Raw genomic sequence first — 14,880 nt, 5'->3', positions numbered from 1 at the left:
GCGTGGTGTAGCTGGCGGCATTGGTCGCCTTGCTGTCCGGCAGGGCCGGGCTGATCAGCGGGCCACGGCGGGCAGGCTGATGAGGGGATCATCGCTCAACTGGCCGACGCTTTCCAGCGTCATGTAGCGGGCACGCTGGACGGCCCACTCGTCGTTTTGTTCGAGCAGCAATGCGCCGACGAGTCGAACGATGGCGTGGTCGTTGGGGAAGATGCCGACCCCGTCGGTGCGCCGCTTGATCTCGCCGTTGAGGCGCTCGATCGGGTTGGTCGAGTTCAGCTTTGCCCGATGCTCCTTCGGGAAGGTCATGTAGGCGAGCACATCGGGTTCGGCGTCGTCGAGGATGGCGGCGAGCTTCGGGACCTTCGGCCGGGTCTGATCCGCGACGGCGCGCCACTGGGCGCTGGCTGCCTCGGGTGTCTCCTGGGCGAAGGCGGTGGCGATGAAGGCCGAGACGACGCGGCGCCCACTCTTGCCGGCATGCGCCAACACGTTCCTCATGAAGTGGACGCGACAGCGCTGCCATGTGGCCGAGAGAACCTTTGTGACGGCCGCTTTCAGTCCCTTATGTGCATCGGAGACGACCAGGTTCACGCCGCGCAGGCCGCGTCTGGTGAGCTTGCGCAGGAACTCCGTCCAGATCGGCTCCTGCCTCGGATGTGCCGATCTCCATGCCCAGCACCTCGCGGCGGCCGTCGGTGTTGACGCCGACGGCTATGATGACGGCAACGGAGACGATGCGTCCGCCCCGGCGGACCTTCAGGTAGGTGGCGTCGATCCACAGATACGGCCAGTCGCCCTCAATCGGCCGTTCGAGGAAGGCCTTCACCTTGCCGTCGATCTCCTCGCAGAGCCGCGAGACTTGGCTCTTCGATATCCCCGACATGCCCATCGCCTTGACCAGGTCGTCGACCGAGCGTGTCGATATCCCCTTGACATAAGCCTCCTGGATGACGGCCGTCAGTGCCTTCTCGGCCATGCGGCGCGGCTCGAGAAAGCCCTGGAAGTAAGAGCCTTTCCTGAGCTTCTGGATGCGCAGCTCGACGGTCCCCGCCCGTGTCTCCCAGTCCGGTCGCGGTAGCCGTTGCGCTGCGCTGTCCGGAGCGGGTTCTTCTCGCCATAGGCAGCGCCGGTCACGGCACCCACCTCCATCTCCATCAGCCGCTCGGCCGCGAAGCCGATCATCTCACGCAAAAGATCAGCATCCGCGCTCTTCTCCACGAGCATGCGCAGGTTCATCATGTCGTCGGTCATCGGTGGTCCTTCCAGGAACAGAGGATGCCGACGCATTGCACACCGCGCATAGCGGCTTCACCGGATCGAACCGGTGTTTGTCGCGACTTCGCCCATCTTGCAATATCTTTGAGCCGCTGCATGAATATCATCCCCGCGCGCTATTGTACCGGCTATCTCGGCGATATCGGAATCCCCCCGTTCCGGATCCGATGGATTTCAGCGCGTGGCTCCAAGGCTACCTTAGCGGTCATTGGTTCACATCCGACGCAAGGCACAATCACACGCGCATCGGAAGAATCCTGATGGCGACCGGCCGGGACGCGACTGATGTCGCCCTCTCGACCAGCTTTGGTTCGTCGAGGCTGGCAAACTTCGAAGGTATTGCCGAAGAGATTGCGGCTAGAAATCTTGCAACCGCCCAATGAGATTTTGTAGCCGGAGTCTCCCAGCAGTATACGCCGGCTGAGGCAAGCTCCTGCCAGCCCAACCCGCCATTATCGAACGCTGATAATCGATCGCCAAGCCCTCGCCCGGCATGCCGACGCCGGCAACGCTGCCCGAACGCTGGAACGTCTCGGCCAGCCGCGACTGGCCCGCGCCTAAGAGCGCGGGCCACGCTGGGGTCTACTGGCCAACAATGATCCGCTGTTTGTCGCGATTCTGCGCGTAGGTGCCCTTGTCATATGCTTCAGGCACTGCCGGGTCAATGTGGCGAAGAAGCCCTCGACGGCGTTGAGCCATGAACATGAGGTCGGCCCGAAGTGGAATGTCCAGCGCGGATGGCGATCCAGTTAGGCGCGGACGTTCGGCTGCTTGTGGGTGGCATAGTTGTCGAGGATCACGTGGACAGTCTTCTCGGCGGGCATTTCAGCCTCGATGGCATTGAGAAAGCGGATGAACTCCTGATGCAGATGGCGCTGCATGTTGCGGCCGATGATCGAGCCATCGAGGATGTTGAGCGCGGCGAACAGGGTAGTGGTGCCGTTGCGCTTGTAGTCGTGCGTCATGGTCGCCCCACGACACAACCCCGGCTGAGTATGATCAAGCGCCTGTATCTGGCTCTGTTCGTCGACCGACAGCACGACGGCATGCGCAGGCGGCGAGATGTAGAGCTCGACCACATTGTGAAGCTTCTGGTGATCTCCTCGACCGTGACATTGTCAGCCAGTTCGATCAGTTCGGCGCGCGTCTTGCCGCGCTCCAGGACGATGACAGGCCGGACAGCCCGATCATCGACGAACTAGCCGGAGAAGCTATGGTGCAGAGAGGCGGCCCTTGCAAAAAAGCTCCCACTTGCCCGCGCGACCACTGTCGCTTCGCGTACAAGTAAATTCGTCTGTGCTAATATGTTTTGGCCATGCACTTCGTGCGTGACCAAAACATGGGAGGACGCGATGAAAACAATGAATCGCAGGTCTGCAATTGCGCTCGGTGTGACGGCCGCGGCAGTAACACCTCTGTTCAGTATGGCGGCATCCGCCAAAGCCAAGAAATACGGTCCGAAGGATGGCAAGGAGATTGCGCCCGGTGTCAGAGTGGTTGAGATCGGCACCGGGAACGCCGACATTCCTGCTTACAAGAGCATTGCCATTGTCGACGTGGTCTTTCAGCCCGGTGCACATGCTCCTCAAACCGTGATGGACAACGACATGGTTTGTACGATTACGGCCGGTGCGTTTACGATCAAGAAAGCGGACAAGGAGTTCAAACTCAAGGAAGGCGACATGTACACGTGCGCCAAAGGCAAGACCGACGAGGCGACGAATACAAGCAAGGTCGTTGGCATCCATCGTATTGCCGTCCTGATACCTGCCTAATAGATCGGATTCCGGCCGGACGATCTGTCGGTTGCAAGCCGTCCGGCCGTCGATCGCAGGAGCCTGGAAGAGAGGACGAACTTCGTGTGCGGCTTTTGCGTATGATTTGTGATAAATACTTGATTTTGTTTACCTATTTTCCCGCCTCTCATTGCGGCGAGAAGTGGTTTTCGACCTCGTGACGCTCAATCCTGACCTGCTGTCACGCTCGCCGCAGATAGCAAAAGAGAGCCCCTCGATGGGTGTTGCGATGTAGCGGTCTTCCGACTCGAACCCCCGTTCGATCAAGTTTGCACCATTGCGGATCCAGACCCGCCAACTTCCTTCATAAAGCGCAATTCTGCTGGAGGCGCAAAAGGCGGCAAACTGGACTCTGCGGCGGACAATGAGGTTCCGGGACATCCCGGCGAACATCCGCATTGAAGCGGTCGGCAGAGTGCGTTCGCACGTTTCTGTCGACATGGGCGAGCGCCTCAAGCGAAACCATGCCACCTTTCGGCGTGACACGGATCTCGCAGCGCACCGGCCCGACGGGCTGGTTGGCGGTGGCCATGGTTGCCCGCGCGTTGGCCGAGACCAGGACCAAGGCGAGTGCCGCGACGCGGCGGGGATGTTTGGTTATGCGTGGCATGGTTCGTCTCCTTGGCGTTCGTTGGCCGCGACCGCGGCCCTTCCCGCGGTCGCCCTGCTCGTGCTGCCGATTACTCGCAGGCCTGGACGAAAGCGGCGACATTGCCGCTGCCACTCTGACTAACATTGGCATCACAGCCATGGCCAACCTGCACGCCGGCAGTGATGGGCCGTTGCCATCCTGGGTCAGGATGGCGGTATGGTTGGAGCCGAACTGGCCGTCCCCGGCCACACTGGCCGACCCCGGCCACGTTGCGGTCGCCGTTCTGGTAGGTGGCGCCATAGTTGCCGGCGCCTTCCTGGCCGATGGCCGAAAGGTTGTGGCGGCCACGTTGCTGGCCCTCACCTTACTGAAGCGGCCGTTCTAGTAGACCCGGATACGGTTCTTGAAGCCGTTCTGGGCGCCGCCGGCCGAGCGTCACGCCGTAAAAGAACGCAAGGCGCACACCGTTTCTCAGGCAGGAGCCTCCTCAGGCCAGACCCGCGTTCCATCTAACGCGGCAGCGGTTAGTTCAATCAGATTTGCCTGCCCAAGGGAATGCGCCGTCGGTTCAGGCTCAATTCATCCCGCTCTAGGGTACGGAAATGGGGAGCTCCTTGATGTTTTGTGGCGGTCCGAATTTGGCGCGCTCTAAGGCTTGTTGAGATTCAGGATTCCAGTTTTGGCTTGGTTGTGATTCAAGCTTTGGATGGACCGATTCGTGCTGACGGACGCCCAATGGGCGAAGATGGAACCGCATTGTCTGGGTAAACCAACCGACCCCGGACGAAGGGGGGGTGACAATCGCCGCTTCATTGAAGCGTTGCTTTGGATCGTGCGGACAGGAAGCCCGTGGCGAGATCTTCCCGCCTTCTTCGGGAGCTGGAACACCGTTTTCAAGCGCTACCGCGATCGGGTCAAAGCCGATGTTTTTATGCAGCTTTTTCGAGGCCTGCTCGGATGAACCGGACATGGAATACGCCATGGTCGATGCCACCATCGTCAAGGTCCACCGGCATGGACAGGGCGCAAAAGGGGGACTCAAAGCCAGGCCATAGGCCGCTCCAAGGGCGGCATGACCACCAAAATCCCGGCGCTCACCGATGCACTTGGAAATCTGGTGCGCTTTGTCCTTTTGCCCGGCCAGCGGTTCGACACGGTGGGCGTTGCACCGCTCATTGATGGTGTCTGCTTCGGCGGCTTGATCGCCGACAAAGCCTTCGACAGCAAGACCATCATTGCCGATCTGAACGAGCGCGGCGCCAAGATCGTTATTTCACAGCACTCCCGTCGCGCTTCTCCCCTGCCGCTCGACAAGGAACTCTACAAATGGCGCCACCTAATCGAGAACTTCTTCTGCAAACTCAATGAGTTACAAGCGCATCGCATGCGTGCCGACAAAACCGACCATAGCTTTGCAGCCTTCATCAATCTCGCGGCTGCCGTCATTAACTCACGATGAATCTCAATAAGCCTTAGGTTAGACGCGGTGCAGGCCGGCACTTTCTACGTGCTTCCTCAAGCGCCTTGGCGGCGTCCTTGTCCACTTGGTTTTTCATGATCTTTGCCGCCGTATTGAGCACGCAGTCGATATAATCGTCGTCCTCGTCCGCCATGGCTACGCCGATCATAGTCGCCGTGGCCAGGAGGATTGCTGCAGCTAGTTTCATAACATCCTCCTGCCGAGGCTTGGCATTCCATCAACTTAGAGCCAGGCCAATTCGTGTGGTTCACCCCGCGCTAGTTGATCGGCTGCTTCGATTCTTATCGTTGGGCAGAAAACCTTTAACATCAGCTAACAGGCTGATGAAAAAGGATAGGAGATACCCGTTTTTCATCGACATCACAGATCTTCTGGGTTTACGCACGTCCGAACCGCAACGCATACTTGCCTGGCACGTCACTCACGCGTCTGTGTCTCAAGGACCAGAGTGATTTTATGCGACTTGGTAACGGCCTGTTCAGCGCCAAGGGCTACACAAGCAATATGACGCCGCGCACCAAACGTATCCTGGGCAAATCATTGGTCGTGACGGTAATTGCAGTCGTCGCGACCTTCGGTTTGTCGTTTACCGTGAGACTTGCGCTGCAGATGCCAATCGACTGGCTGAGTTGGGTGGAATGCACCTTCATACCCATTTTCATTGGAATGCCCGTCGCTTCCTACATCTTCAACCAGTCCGAAACGATCCAGGATACATATGACAAGTTGGAAAAGTCGCATACGGCCTTGAAAGAGGCGCACGACAGGCTGACGTTCGTAACGAGCCACGACCAGATGACGGGGCTCCTGAGCCGCGGTGAATTCATCGCAAGGATGGACAGAAGGCGCGACGAAGGAGAATACGACACGCTTCTCCTGATCGACCCCGATCACTTCTCCTTAATCAATGACGAGCACGGACATTCCAAGGGTGACGAGGCTTTGCTTCGGATTGCAAAGGCGCTCGTCTATACGACACGCCCCGGTGACTCAATTGGCCGCCTTGGTGGCGAAGAGTTTGGGGTCTTGCTGCGAGACCTGCGCAAAGACCGGGCGATTACAATTGCGGATAACATTCGTCGACATATCGAGGGGCTTCCCTGGATCAAAGGGCAACAAGACAGCGTGAAGGTGACTGTCAGCATCGGTGGTGCGGAAATTGCTCGCGATGCAGATCCTCAGGATGTGCTACGCACTGCGGGGCGCTGCCTTTTTGAAGCGAAGCAACGTGGGCGGAACCGCGTTTCGTTCGACTATCACCCATCCAGGCCGCAAGGTTTGGTGAGCGAAACACGCAGCAGATAAACAGGCCCGCCGCTGCCAATAAGCAGTGCCTAGCAGACCAAAAGCGACAGGCAGATGAGTTATATGGCACTACACGCCAGTAGTTTCAGGCTATTCCTTTAGCCTTCCTGTGGCTCAAGTCCATGTTATTGAGCTCATACAGTATGTCGTCGGCCTCTAGCAGCTTCAGACCAACCAACAGAACGCCGTCGAGAATCGCCGGCTGTCCTGTGAACATGTCGATGATCGACCAGACCCCGCTATGTGCTCGCTGCATGTTGTAGCGCTTGGTGATTTTGGTCATAGTCTGCGCCCTGGCTGATCTCGCCCCATCAAGATCCAATAGCACCGCATCGAAAGCACGGAACGAGCCGAGAGGCGTCCACGTATTTTGTGTCGTTGGGGCCGGTGCCCACGACCACGAGGACACCGGGCCTGCTTGCCAAACGAGAGTGTCATCAAACGCCTAGCCTGGTAAAATTACTCGGTCATTTGTAAAAGAAACCATAAAGGCGGTATCGCTCCTGGGTTGAAGGCAGGAGCAAAGCGAGACCGCCTGCATTCGTTTTTTTTCGATGATGCCGGCCCTCTCCTTCGCCAGCTTGCCCCGCCTATGGCACCCGCTGTGCCAGGCTTACTCCCAGCGCCTGGCGCCTGGCTCTCAGCCGTACCGGCGCCTCGAAACGCTAGGCCTATTAACCGGTCATTCACCATACCGCTATAAGCTTTCTCAAGGCTGCGGCTGTGTTTGTGTACCGCAGCGCCCTGGCGGCAAGACGATGGTGCTAGCGGGCCTAGGTCGTATTCTGGGAATTCTCGCCATACCGGCATTCCAGGGCGTTGGCAATTCGCTCGCAGAGCAGCTCACCCATGCCGATTTTTAGGTGAAGACGGACGCGACCTCCTTGCGCATTAACCAATGTCACTACAACGCCTAGATCCGTGTATTCAGCAACGTTGAGAACGTCGTTGACGATGAAGTCGGGCGCTTCGCCGGCCGCCTCGGAAATGTCGTTCACAGCTCTCTCCTCAATCAACACCGATCGCCAATGGGCCTCTTGCCGGGGAGGCCAAGCCCTAGTCGCTGGCCTTCGGCGAAGTGCTCCCCAGCGGCCTGGTTCTCAAACGTCTGTTGCCTCCTTCGGCAATCTGAACCGTCCACGCCCCCTAATTGACTTGCACGTCATCTGTTTTCGCCGGCCCCATTCCGGTCCTCCATGTCACAGTCGCTGAATAAAATAGGGCATACGCCAAGCCTGACCAGGCAAGTGGTTGATCGGGGGTGGCTTTTTGAATTGACGCACTGGCATTCGAGCACTCTTTGCAAATTGATTGGCCCCCAGGGTCGAAGAGATTACCCCGAAGGTTAAGCGCTAGACCCGGCCTAGGCGGACCTATCCATGATTAGCAACAAGGCCGCTCGGGTAGAGGAAGCTTTGCTGATTTGAGGAACGAGGGCACGATGCGCATGCAGTGATCGCTCTCCCAAAACAAACTCTGGCAGCTCTATCATTAGCCAAGGCAATAGCTCGCGAGGTCTGTAGTTTGACGACCATTTGACAAACACGGAAGGAGACGCTGGCGCCTGGCCTGCTCAATTTGTCCAGAACTTCAGCATGTTTTAATAACTTCAACGTGACCTAATCCCCGCCACGTCATTGGGGATTGCGGTGAACGAAAATCCAAATATTCACATGTTGGCTCTTCAGAACGAAATTCTGGAGGCATTGCCACGGGCATGGAGTTCGACGCTGTCGCCGAACTCTTGTGCCGCCGCGCCGAGGGGCTTGCCCCGACCGCAATCTGTTCAATCCTGTCTGTCGACATCGAGGGGCGTTTGCATCCCGTCGCCGCCCCGAGCCTCCCAAAACACTACTCCGAGGCATTGGAAGGTCTTGCGATTGGTCCGAGCGTCGGATCGTGCGGCACAGCGGCCCATTTCGGAAAACCAATTGAGGTCGTTGACATCTCCATCGATCCGTTGTGGGCGCCATTCACCGGGTTGGCCCTACCTCTTGGTCTGATGGCTTGCTGGTCAAGCCCTATCAAGGCCCGGGAGGGGCGTGTTGTTGCAACATTCGCCTTTTACTATCGCACGAAACGCGGCCCAAGCGATCTGGAGCGGCAGATCGTCCTAACCTGCGTCCATCTATGCGCCATCGCCGTTGAGCAAATGGAAATTCAGAGGAGAAACCACCAACTGGCGTTTTACGACCAGCTCACGGACTTGCCGAACCGACGCTGTTTCGACGAGTTGATCAGCCGCAAGCCACGGCCCGGTTCCACATCCTTCGGCCTGCTCCTGCTCGATATTGACCATCTCAAGTTCATCAACGACACGATGGGACACATGGTGGGGGACGCCCTCATAAAGGAAGTCGCATCGCGATTGCGATACGCGAAACTCGATTTAGCCTGTCGCCTCGGAGGCGATGAATTCGCCATTGCCGTCGATCCATGTCCGGACCATGCTGCTCTATACGTCGTGGTGTCGGCCCTTCGAGACGCCATGAAGGAACCTTTCCATAGCGACGGAAATACGATCGTCCCTCAGGTAACGATGGGGGGCGTGGTGTACGGTATTGACGGGACGAATGCCGATTTGCTTCGTCAAAATGCAGACTTTGCCCTCTATCACGCCAAAGAGACGAACCGCGGCGGTTATGTTCAATTCGAGCCGGGCCTCCGCACGGCCATCACCTGCCGGATAGAAACGATCAGAGAGGTCGACCATGCGCTCGCCGACAAGCGGGTCGTCCCTTATTATCAACCACTCGTTCGCCTCGACACCGGAGACATCATCGGTCTCGAGGCGTTGGCTCGCATCAAAACGGCTGACGGCCGTATTGTGGCGGCCGGTGACTTTCAGGCAGCGCTCTCAGATCGGGAGGTTGCCTGCCGTCTGACCGACAGCATTCTCTCACAGATCGCGAACGACGTTCGATCCTGGATCGCGAACGGCATTCCATTCCAGCACGTCGGCATCAATTTGTCGGCTGCCGATTTCAGACGGAACGATCTTGAAACCCGTCTTTCGAAAGCTTTCGATGCAGCCAAAGTGTCATTGAAGCATGTTGTGCTCGAGGTCACCGAGACAGTGCTCATGGGCGATCCCGGCAACGAAACGGTCCGAGCTGTGGAGCGTCTTCGAGAAAAAGGAATGCTTGTCGCGCTCGATGACTTTGGCACTGGATATGCGTCGTTGACCCATCTTCTCAGTTTTCCGGTCGATATCATAAAAATCGACAAATCCTTCGTTGATCGTATCTTGATCGACCGGCCGAGCGAGGTGATTGTCGAAGCGCTCATCGACATTGCGCGAAAACTGAACAAGAAAATTATCGCCGAAGGCATCGAATGCTCGGCGCAGCACGAGCGTCTCCGCGAGCTCGGCTGTACATTCGGTCAAGGATTTCATTTTGCCCGACCTGCGGATGCTTTGACCACCACGCGCCTGCTACGAAGCTTTGCTCAAAAGCCGCCATTCGACCAGCGTCGTCACACGGGAAGCGACGTTCCCATCACGGCAATCGCCTAAACGGAAGTGTCAGGACAGCCCTTGTCTCATCGTCGGCTGTTCTCTCTCGCACACCCCCGATTTGTTACCCTTCTTTGCGGCGCCATCCCATCGCCTCTGTCATGAAGTCGCTAAGGCCGCCGACATTGTCTTCGATCGCCTTGACCGTAAGCCCCTTCGCCACCGCGTCTTGGCCGCACCGCTTGGCGAGACGCGCGGCGATGGGGGCGAGCGGGCCGCCTCCCGCGTTCCACGGCTTGTCGAAGATGTTGTCGCCGATCCATTTCTCCAGAAAGTTCGAGGCGGCGATGGACATCTGCTTCCCTCTTCACAGCATCGTCGGACGGCCTTCGATGAACCTGATGAAGGCGACTGTCCCCAACCTAATCTTCCATCTCTTTCAAGCTACAAGGCACAGGCGTCCACACGGCCCGTGATGGCAAGCATGTGGAGCTGCACGTCGACGTTGTTTGCCATGTGCGGATGAAGTCGAGGCCACGGGGGACTTATAATCTTCTTCCTTCTACAACATAAACGTTCGGAAGTGGCCGACGTTCCTGCTATTGGCGCGAGATCCGCTATCTATATATAAATATTGACATAAACTTTCGAATTTGTTCGATATATAGACGACATCTTAACCCGATGAGGTTGAAGGCCTGCATTCCCGTTTAATCCATGCGGCCGGGCGGGCGAAGCTGCGTCCACATCGCTTTCGCGTCAGCTGGTGCGACTACCCCACCCCCTGAAGCCTCTAGGCAGCAGTTTGCGCTTTCTTCCGGTGGTTTGACATAACGCACCGCGTTCATGACTTCGGCGGATACGGAGCGCTTATTGCCTTCACCCCGGCGTCATAGCCGGGTAATGCCGGAACCGTTTGGAGCTATCGGCGCTTATGCAAAGTTTGCCTGGTCGCAATGGGGTGGGGAATGACCGCGGAGCCAAGTTCTGTAGTCCTGTTCTGCCTTAAGGCGTTTTATCCCCTCTTTTAGGGGCGCCACCCTTGGCGGCTCAGCCCGAATTGCGTGCGCTTCTGGGACAAATTGGGGAATTGGATTCAGTTCTAGGAAAAATTTGAGGAGGGATCGACGATCTGGCGACGCGTTCCTCCCGGTCGTGTTAGCACGAACCTCCGGTAGTTCTACGCGCTGAACGGCGACTTTGCGCCCTATTCAGCCATTGAGAGGATCTTCGCTGCCACCCGATAGGACACGCTGCCTGCCACCCCCCCAGTGCATTGTAGTTTAGCCATCGCCGTGGGCGTCAACGCGGACGGCTGGCGCGAGCTACTGGGCATGGAGATTGGCACCTCGGAGGCCTGCGCAAGCTGACACGTCCGCGGCCTGCGCGGCGTCAAGCTCGTCGTCTGCGGTGCGCACGAAGGCCTCAAGGCCGCCGTCACCAATGCTGTGCGCGGCATGGCAGGCGCTGAAGCGTCCACTTCATGAGGAACGTGCTGGCCCATGCCGGCAAGAGCGGCCGCAGGGTTGTCTCAGCCTTCATCGCGACCGCCTTTGCCCTGGAACCCTCGGAAGCCGCCAGCACCCAATGGCGCGCCGTCGCCGACCAGATCCGGCCGAAGGGGCCGACGCTGGCGACAATCATGGACGACGCCGAGCCCGATGTGCTGGCCTACATGACCTTCCCGAAGGAACATCTCGCCAAGCTCCACTCGATCTCCAAATTCGCCTCCCTAAGATGGGATAGAAGAGCGGCAGTCACATTTAGCATGCATGACATTAGAAGGGCAAACATTTATCGGCTCACAGCTCGCTGCCGGTGAGGCCTTCAGCAATGCTTGGTATAGCGTCCAGCATATCCCGGACGCGAGTAGCCAACCCTTCAAACGTGAACGGCTTGCTGATGAGTTGTACGCCGGCATCGAGGCGTCCATGGTGAACGATGGCATTTCGCGAATACCCCGTCGTGAACAGCACCCTCAACCCGGGTCTCATTTGCTTGGCAAGCTCCGCCAACTCCCGCCCGCTTCTTCCCGGCAGCACGACATCAGTGAACAGCAGGTCTATCCTGTCCGATGTTCGCAGGATGCTCAGCGCAGCATCAGGGTGTTCCGCTTCCAGGACGTTATAGCCAAGTTCGACCAGTACCGAGACGCTGTATGCGCGCACGTCCGCATTGTCCTCGACGACCAGGATCACCTCCTCGGAATGGCCGCGCGGCGCGAGGCGCTCCTGAGTTTCCGTGCTCAAGGCTGCAACTCCATGATAGCGGGGGAAGTACAGTTTCACGCTCGTGCCGGCGCCCGGCTCGCTATAAATGGTGACATGGCCGCCCGACTGTTTCACGAAGCCATATACCATGCTGAGGCCAAGGCCTGTACCCTTGCCGACCTCCTTGGTCGTAAAGAAGGGTTCGAACACCCGGCCCAGAGTCTCCTTGTCCATGCCGCTGCCGGTATCGCTTACCGACACCATGACATATTGGCCGGGGACCACCTCGGCGTCCGTGGCGGCGTATTGCTCATCGAGAACGACATTGGCCGTCTCGATCGTCAGACGGCCGCCTTGGGGCATCGCGTCTCGGGAATTGATACCGAGGTTGAGAATTGCGCTCTCTACTTGGTTTGGATCGACATCCACGGTCCAAAGCCGGGGCGCCAGAACCCCCTCCAATTCAATGGTCTCGCCGAGCGTGCGGTGGAAGAGATCCGTCATCTTCCGAATAATCAAGTTGAGATCGGAGGGTTGCGGGGTAAGAGGCTGCCGTCTTGAGAAGGCGAGCAGACGGGCCGTGAGGCTTGCGGCCCTCTGGGCACCTTGCAAAGACATCTCGACCGCACGGCGAACGCGAATTTCGTCGCCGGGCTTGCTGCGCCTGATTGTATCAAGGCCGCCAATTATTACTGTGAGGAGGTTGTTGAAGTCATGGGCGACCCCGCCGGTCAGTTGCCCGACTGCCTCCATCTTTTGAGCTTGGCGAAGAGCCTCTTCTGCCTTTCCACGCTCGGCGATTTCTTCGGCAATGCGGTCTTCAAGGGTCGCATTCAACTGGTGCAACATCTCCTCAGCGGATTTCCGCTGCGCTATTTCCCTCTGCGACGCCTGGAACAGCCGAGCATTGTCGATGGCGACACTCGCCTGGCCGGCAAGGCCGGTCATGAGTTCTTCCGAGCGTGCGTTAAACACCCCCGGCTCCGGATGACCGAAAAACAGGCCCCCTAGGACCTCGCCCGAACGCGAGCGAACAGGAACGGCGAGATAGCTTCTGACGGGCAGATGACCATCAGGCATGCCCTTGTACGGCGCGTTGTGCCCGTAGCGGCGGTCTTTCAAAATATCATCAGATCGCACCGTCCCCTCACCGTTGAAGGTGGGCGCGAAGATGGCTGTATTGCGCGGCATCGGGAACTTGGCAAATGCCTCTCTGGGCACGCCGGAGAGCGTGTAGAGCGTGTAGCTTTCACCCGCATCGTTGACGACATTGTAAAAGAACGCACCGAAGCTGGCGCCAGTGAGCTCGACGCCGGCATCCGTCACGATCTGTACGACATCGGCCAAATTGAGGTTCGCCGCAACCGACGCACCGGCGCGATTGAGTATCTGAAGCGCGCGGGTTTCTGTACGAAGTTCGTTCTCTGTTTGGCGAAGGGCTTCGTCGGCCGCTTTCCGCGCCGTGATGTCAAGGGCCGTCCCGATAGCACGAGTGCAGCGCTCTCCGTCGAACAGGCCTTTGCCCTTGGCCGCTACCCACCGGACGATTCCATCTTCCTTGCCGATCGTCCGGTATTCGACGTCATAAATGGCGCGACGCTGAGGATCGAGAGCGGAGGCAAAGGCCTGGCTCGTCGCGTCGAGATCGTCAGGATGCAGCCCGGCATAGAAGTCCGTCATGCTGCATGGCGTCCCCGGCGAGATCCCAAACATCGCCTTGGTACGGTCGCACCAGGTCAAGCGATCGGTGGTCAGATCGAGGTCCCAGATTCCAACATCCGCGGCTGAGATAGCCAGGCGAAACGATTCTTCATTGAGGGCCAGCTGCGCCTGACTTTGGACCTGATTGGTGACATCGTGTCCTTCGGCAAAAATGCCGGTGACCTCCCCATTCTCATCGGATATCGGTTGGTAGATGAAGTCGAGGTAACGCCGCTCCAGCGGCCCACCAGGTTCTCGCCGGAGGTCGATTGCTGCGGCCGTCGAAACGTAGGGCTCGCCGGTCGTGTAGGCCCTGTCCAAAATCTCAAAGAAGCCTTGCCCCTCCAGCTCTGGAAATACGTCGCGAATGGACCGACCTAGGATGTCGCGCTGCCCGACCAGGCGAAAGTAGCTTTGATTGCAGAGTTCGAAGACGTGCTGGGGACCGCGCATGACCGCCATAAAGCCCGGGGCCTGCCCGAAAAGCCGCTGCAGCTGGTCCCGTTCGCTTTCGAGCTTCCGGTTAAGCACCTCCACCGCGTGCCGCTCCCGGTTGAGGGCCTCAGTCTCGGCGCGGAGCGCCCGTTCCGCACGCGCCCTCTGCCAAGCAACGGCCACTTGATTGGCGGCCATCGTGAGCGCCAAGTGCTCGGCCTGAGTTGGAAAGCTCTGCCGAGCGCACACCGCGTCAAGACGGCCGGCGCCGGACAATCCAATAGCAGTACAAAATCCACGGAGATTTCCGTCGACGCCAAGCTCGCCGTCGGCCGCCGCCCCTGGCTCCGGGAAGGCTGTCTGGAGGAGATGGGCCAGATCCGGAGGCTGACCATTGGGAAACCGGCTGACTTCACGGGTTTCGCCCCGCTCGGTGCGAAAGGACACCCGCACGCCGTCAAGATCAAGCACCTGAACCAGCGCATCGGCGAGGTTCGCCGCTATTCGGTCCTCATCGGCGTTGACCCACATTGCCGGAAGAGAAGACAGGGCCGCCATATCGCCGAGAGCGCGGCGCAATGCTCGCAACTCGCGGTCGTCAAGTTGATCCACCTTATTCAAATATC

9 protein-coding genes and 6 pseudogenes are annotated in these 14,880 nt (G+C 58.6%); 6 read left to right on the top strand and 9 right to left on the bottom strand.

Features of this window, described 5'->3' with window-relative positions:
* Positions 1-54: 54 nt before the first annotated feature.
* A pseudogene (locus AC56QP_RS23920) lies at positions 55-1,254 on the bottom strand (IS256 family transposase).
* A gap of 24 nt (positions 1,255-1,278) precedes the next feature.
* Here AC56QP_RS23920 and AC56QP_RS23915 point away from each other — a divergent pair.
* Positions 1,279-1,539, top strand: coding sequence for a transglutaminase-like domain-containing protein (locus tag AC56QP_RS23915; RefSeq protein ID WP_489863214.1), 261 nt, complete (start codon positions 1,279-1,281; stop codon positions 1,537-1,539).
* 201 nt (positions 1,540-1,740) lie between these two features.
* Here the strand turns inward: AC56QP_RS23915 and AC56QP_RS23910 are convergent.
* Both AC56QP_RS23910 and AC56QP_RS23905 read right to left on the bottom strand, forming a co-directional pair.
* Positions 1,741-1,827, bottom strand: a pseudogene (locus tag AC56QP_RS23910) (ABC-type transport auxiliary lipoprotein family protein); the annotation flags it as partial.
* Positions 1,828-1,922: 95 nt separating this feature from the next.
* Positions 1,923-2,372, bottom strand: a pseudogene (locus tag AC56QP_RS23905) (IS630 family transposase); the annotation flags it as partial.
* Positions 2,373-2,630: 258 nt separating this feature from the next.
* Here AC56QP_RS23905 and AC56QP_RS23900 point away from each other — a divergent pair.
* Positions 2,631-3,053 carry a hypothetical protein gene (locus AC56QP_RS23900; RefSeq protein ID WP_489863215.1) on the top strand — a complete coding sequence of 141 codons (423 nt, stop codon included), beginning with the start codon at positions 2,631-2,633 and terminating at the stop codon, positions 3,051-3,053.
* Positions 3,054-3,754: 701 nt separating this feature from the next.
* Here AC56QP_RS23900 and AC56QP_RS23895 read toward each other — a convergent pair.
* Positions 3,755-4,098, bottom strand: a pseudogene (locus AC56QP_RS23895) (curlin); the annotation flags it as partial.
* A 274-nt stretch (positions 4,099-4,372) separates the two neighbouring features.
* On the opposite strand from AC56QP_RS23895, the pseudogene AC56QP_RS23890 reads away from it, so the two are divergent.
* Positions 4,373-5,125 (top strand): annotated as a pseudogene (locus AC56QP_RS23890) (IS5 family transposase).
* A 13-nt stretch (positions 5,126-5,138) separates the two neighbouring features.
* Here AC56QP_RS23890 and AC56QP_RS23885 read toward each other — a convergent pair.
* Positions 5,139-5,333 (bottom strand): hypothetical protein, encoded by a 195-nt coding sequence (locus AC56QP_RS23885; RefSeq protein WP_489863216.1) that lies wholly within the window; start codon positions 5,331-5,333, stop codon positions 5,139-5,141.
* Positions 5,334-5,602: 269 nt separating this feature from the next.
* Here AC56QP_RS23885 and AC56QP_RS23880 point away from each other — a divergent pair, with 269 nt between their 5' ends.
* A complete protein-coding gene (locus AC56QP_RS23880) occupies positions 5,603-6,451 on the top strand; it encodes a GGDEF domain-containing protein (RefSeq protein ID WP_489863217.1) in 849 nt (282 codons plus the stop codon).
* Positions 6,452-6,536: 85 nt separating this feature from the next.
* On the opposite strand, the gene AC56QP_RS23875 is transcribed toward AC56QP_RS23880, so the two are convergent.
* Both AC56QP_RS23875 and AC56QP_RS23870 read right to left on the bottom strand, forming a co-directional pair.
* Complete coding sequence (locus AC56QP_RS23875) at positions 6,537-6,734, bottom strand: hypothetical protein (protein WP_489863218.1); 198 nt, start codon at positions 6,732-6,734, stop codon at positions 6,537-6,539.
* Between the two features lie 490 nt (positions 6,735-7,224).
* Positions 7,225-7,449, bottom strand: coding sequence for a hypothetical protein (locus tag AC56QP_RS23870; RefSeq protein ID WP_489863219.1), 225 nt, complete (start codon positions 7,447-7,449; stop codon positions 7,225-7,227).
* A gap of 719 nt (positions 7,450-8,168) precedes the next feature.
* Between AC56QP_RS23870 and AC56QP_RS23865 the strand changes: the two genes are divergently transcribed.
* Entirely contained in the window at positions 8,169-9,968 is a 1,800-nt protein-coding gene (locus tag AC56QP_RS23865; RefSeq protein WP_497101010.1) for a bifunctional diguanylate cyclase/phosphodiesterase, read from the top strand.
* A 64-nt stretch (positions 9,969-10,032) separates the two neighbouring features.
* Here the strand turns inward: AC56QP_RS23865 and AC56QP_RS23860 are convergent, their stop codons facing one another.
* Positions 10,033-10,263, bottom strand: a complete 231-nt coding sequence (locus tag AC56QP_RS23860) for a hypothetical protein (protein WP_489863222.1) — start codon at positions 10,261-10,263, stop codon at positions 10,033-10,035.
* 916 nt (positions 10,264-11,179) lie between these two features.
* On the opposite strand from AC56QP_RS23860, the pseudogene AC56QP_RS23855 reads away from it, so the two are divergent.
* Positions 11,180-11,643: pseudogene (locus AC56QP_RS23855) on the top strand (transposase); the annotation flags it as partial.
* A gap of 67 nt (positions 11,644-11,710) precedes the next feature.
* Here the strand turns inward: AC56QP_RS23855 and AC56QP_RS23850 are convergent.
* Entirely contained in the window at positions 11,711-14,866 is a 3,156-nt protein-coding gene (locus tag AC56QP_RS23850; RefSeq protein ID WP_489863532.1) for a GAF domain-containing protein, read from the bottom strand.
* Positions 14,867-14,880 lie beyond the last annotated feature (14 nt).

This window comes from Mesorhizobium sp. RCAM 05104, assembly GCF_059683645.1.
Note: the sequence above shows the minus strand (reverse complement) of the source record. Positions and strands in the feature narration are given on the sequence as shown.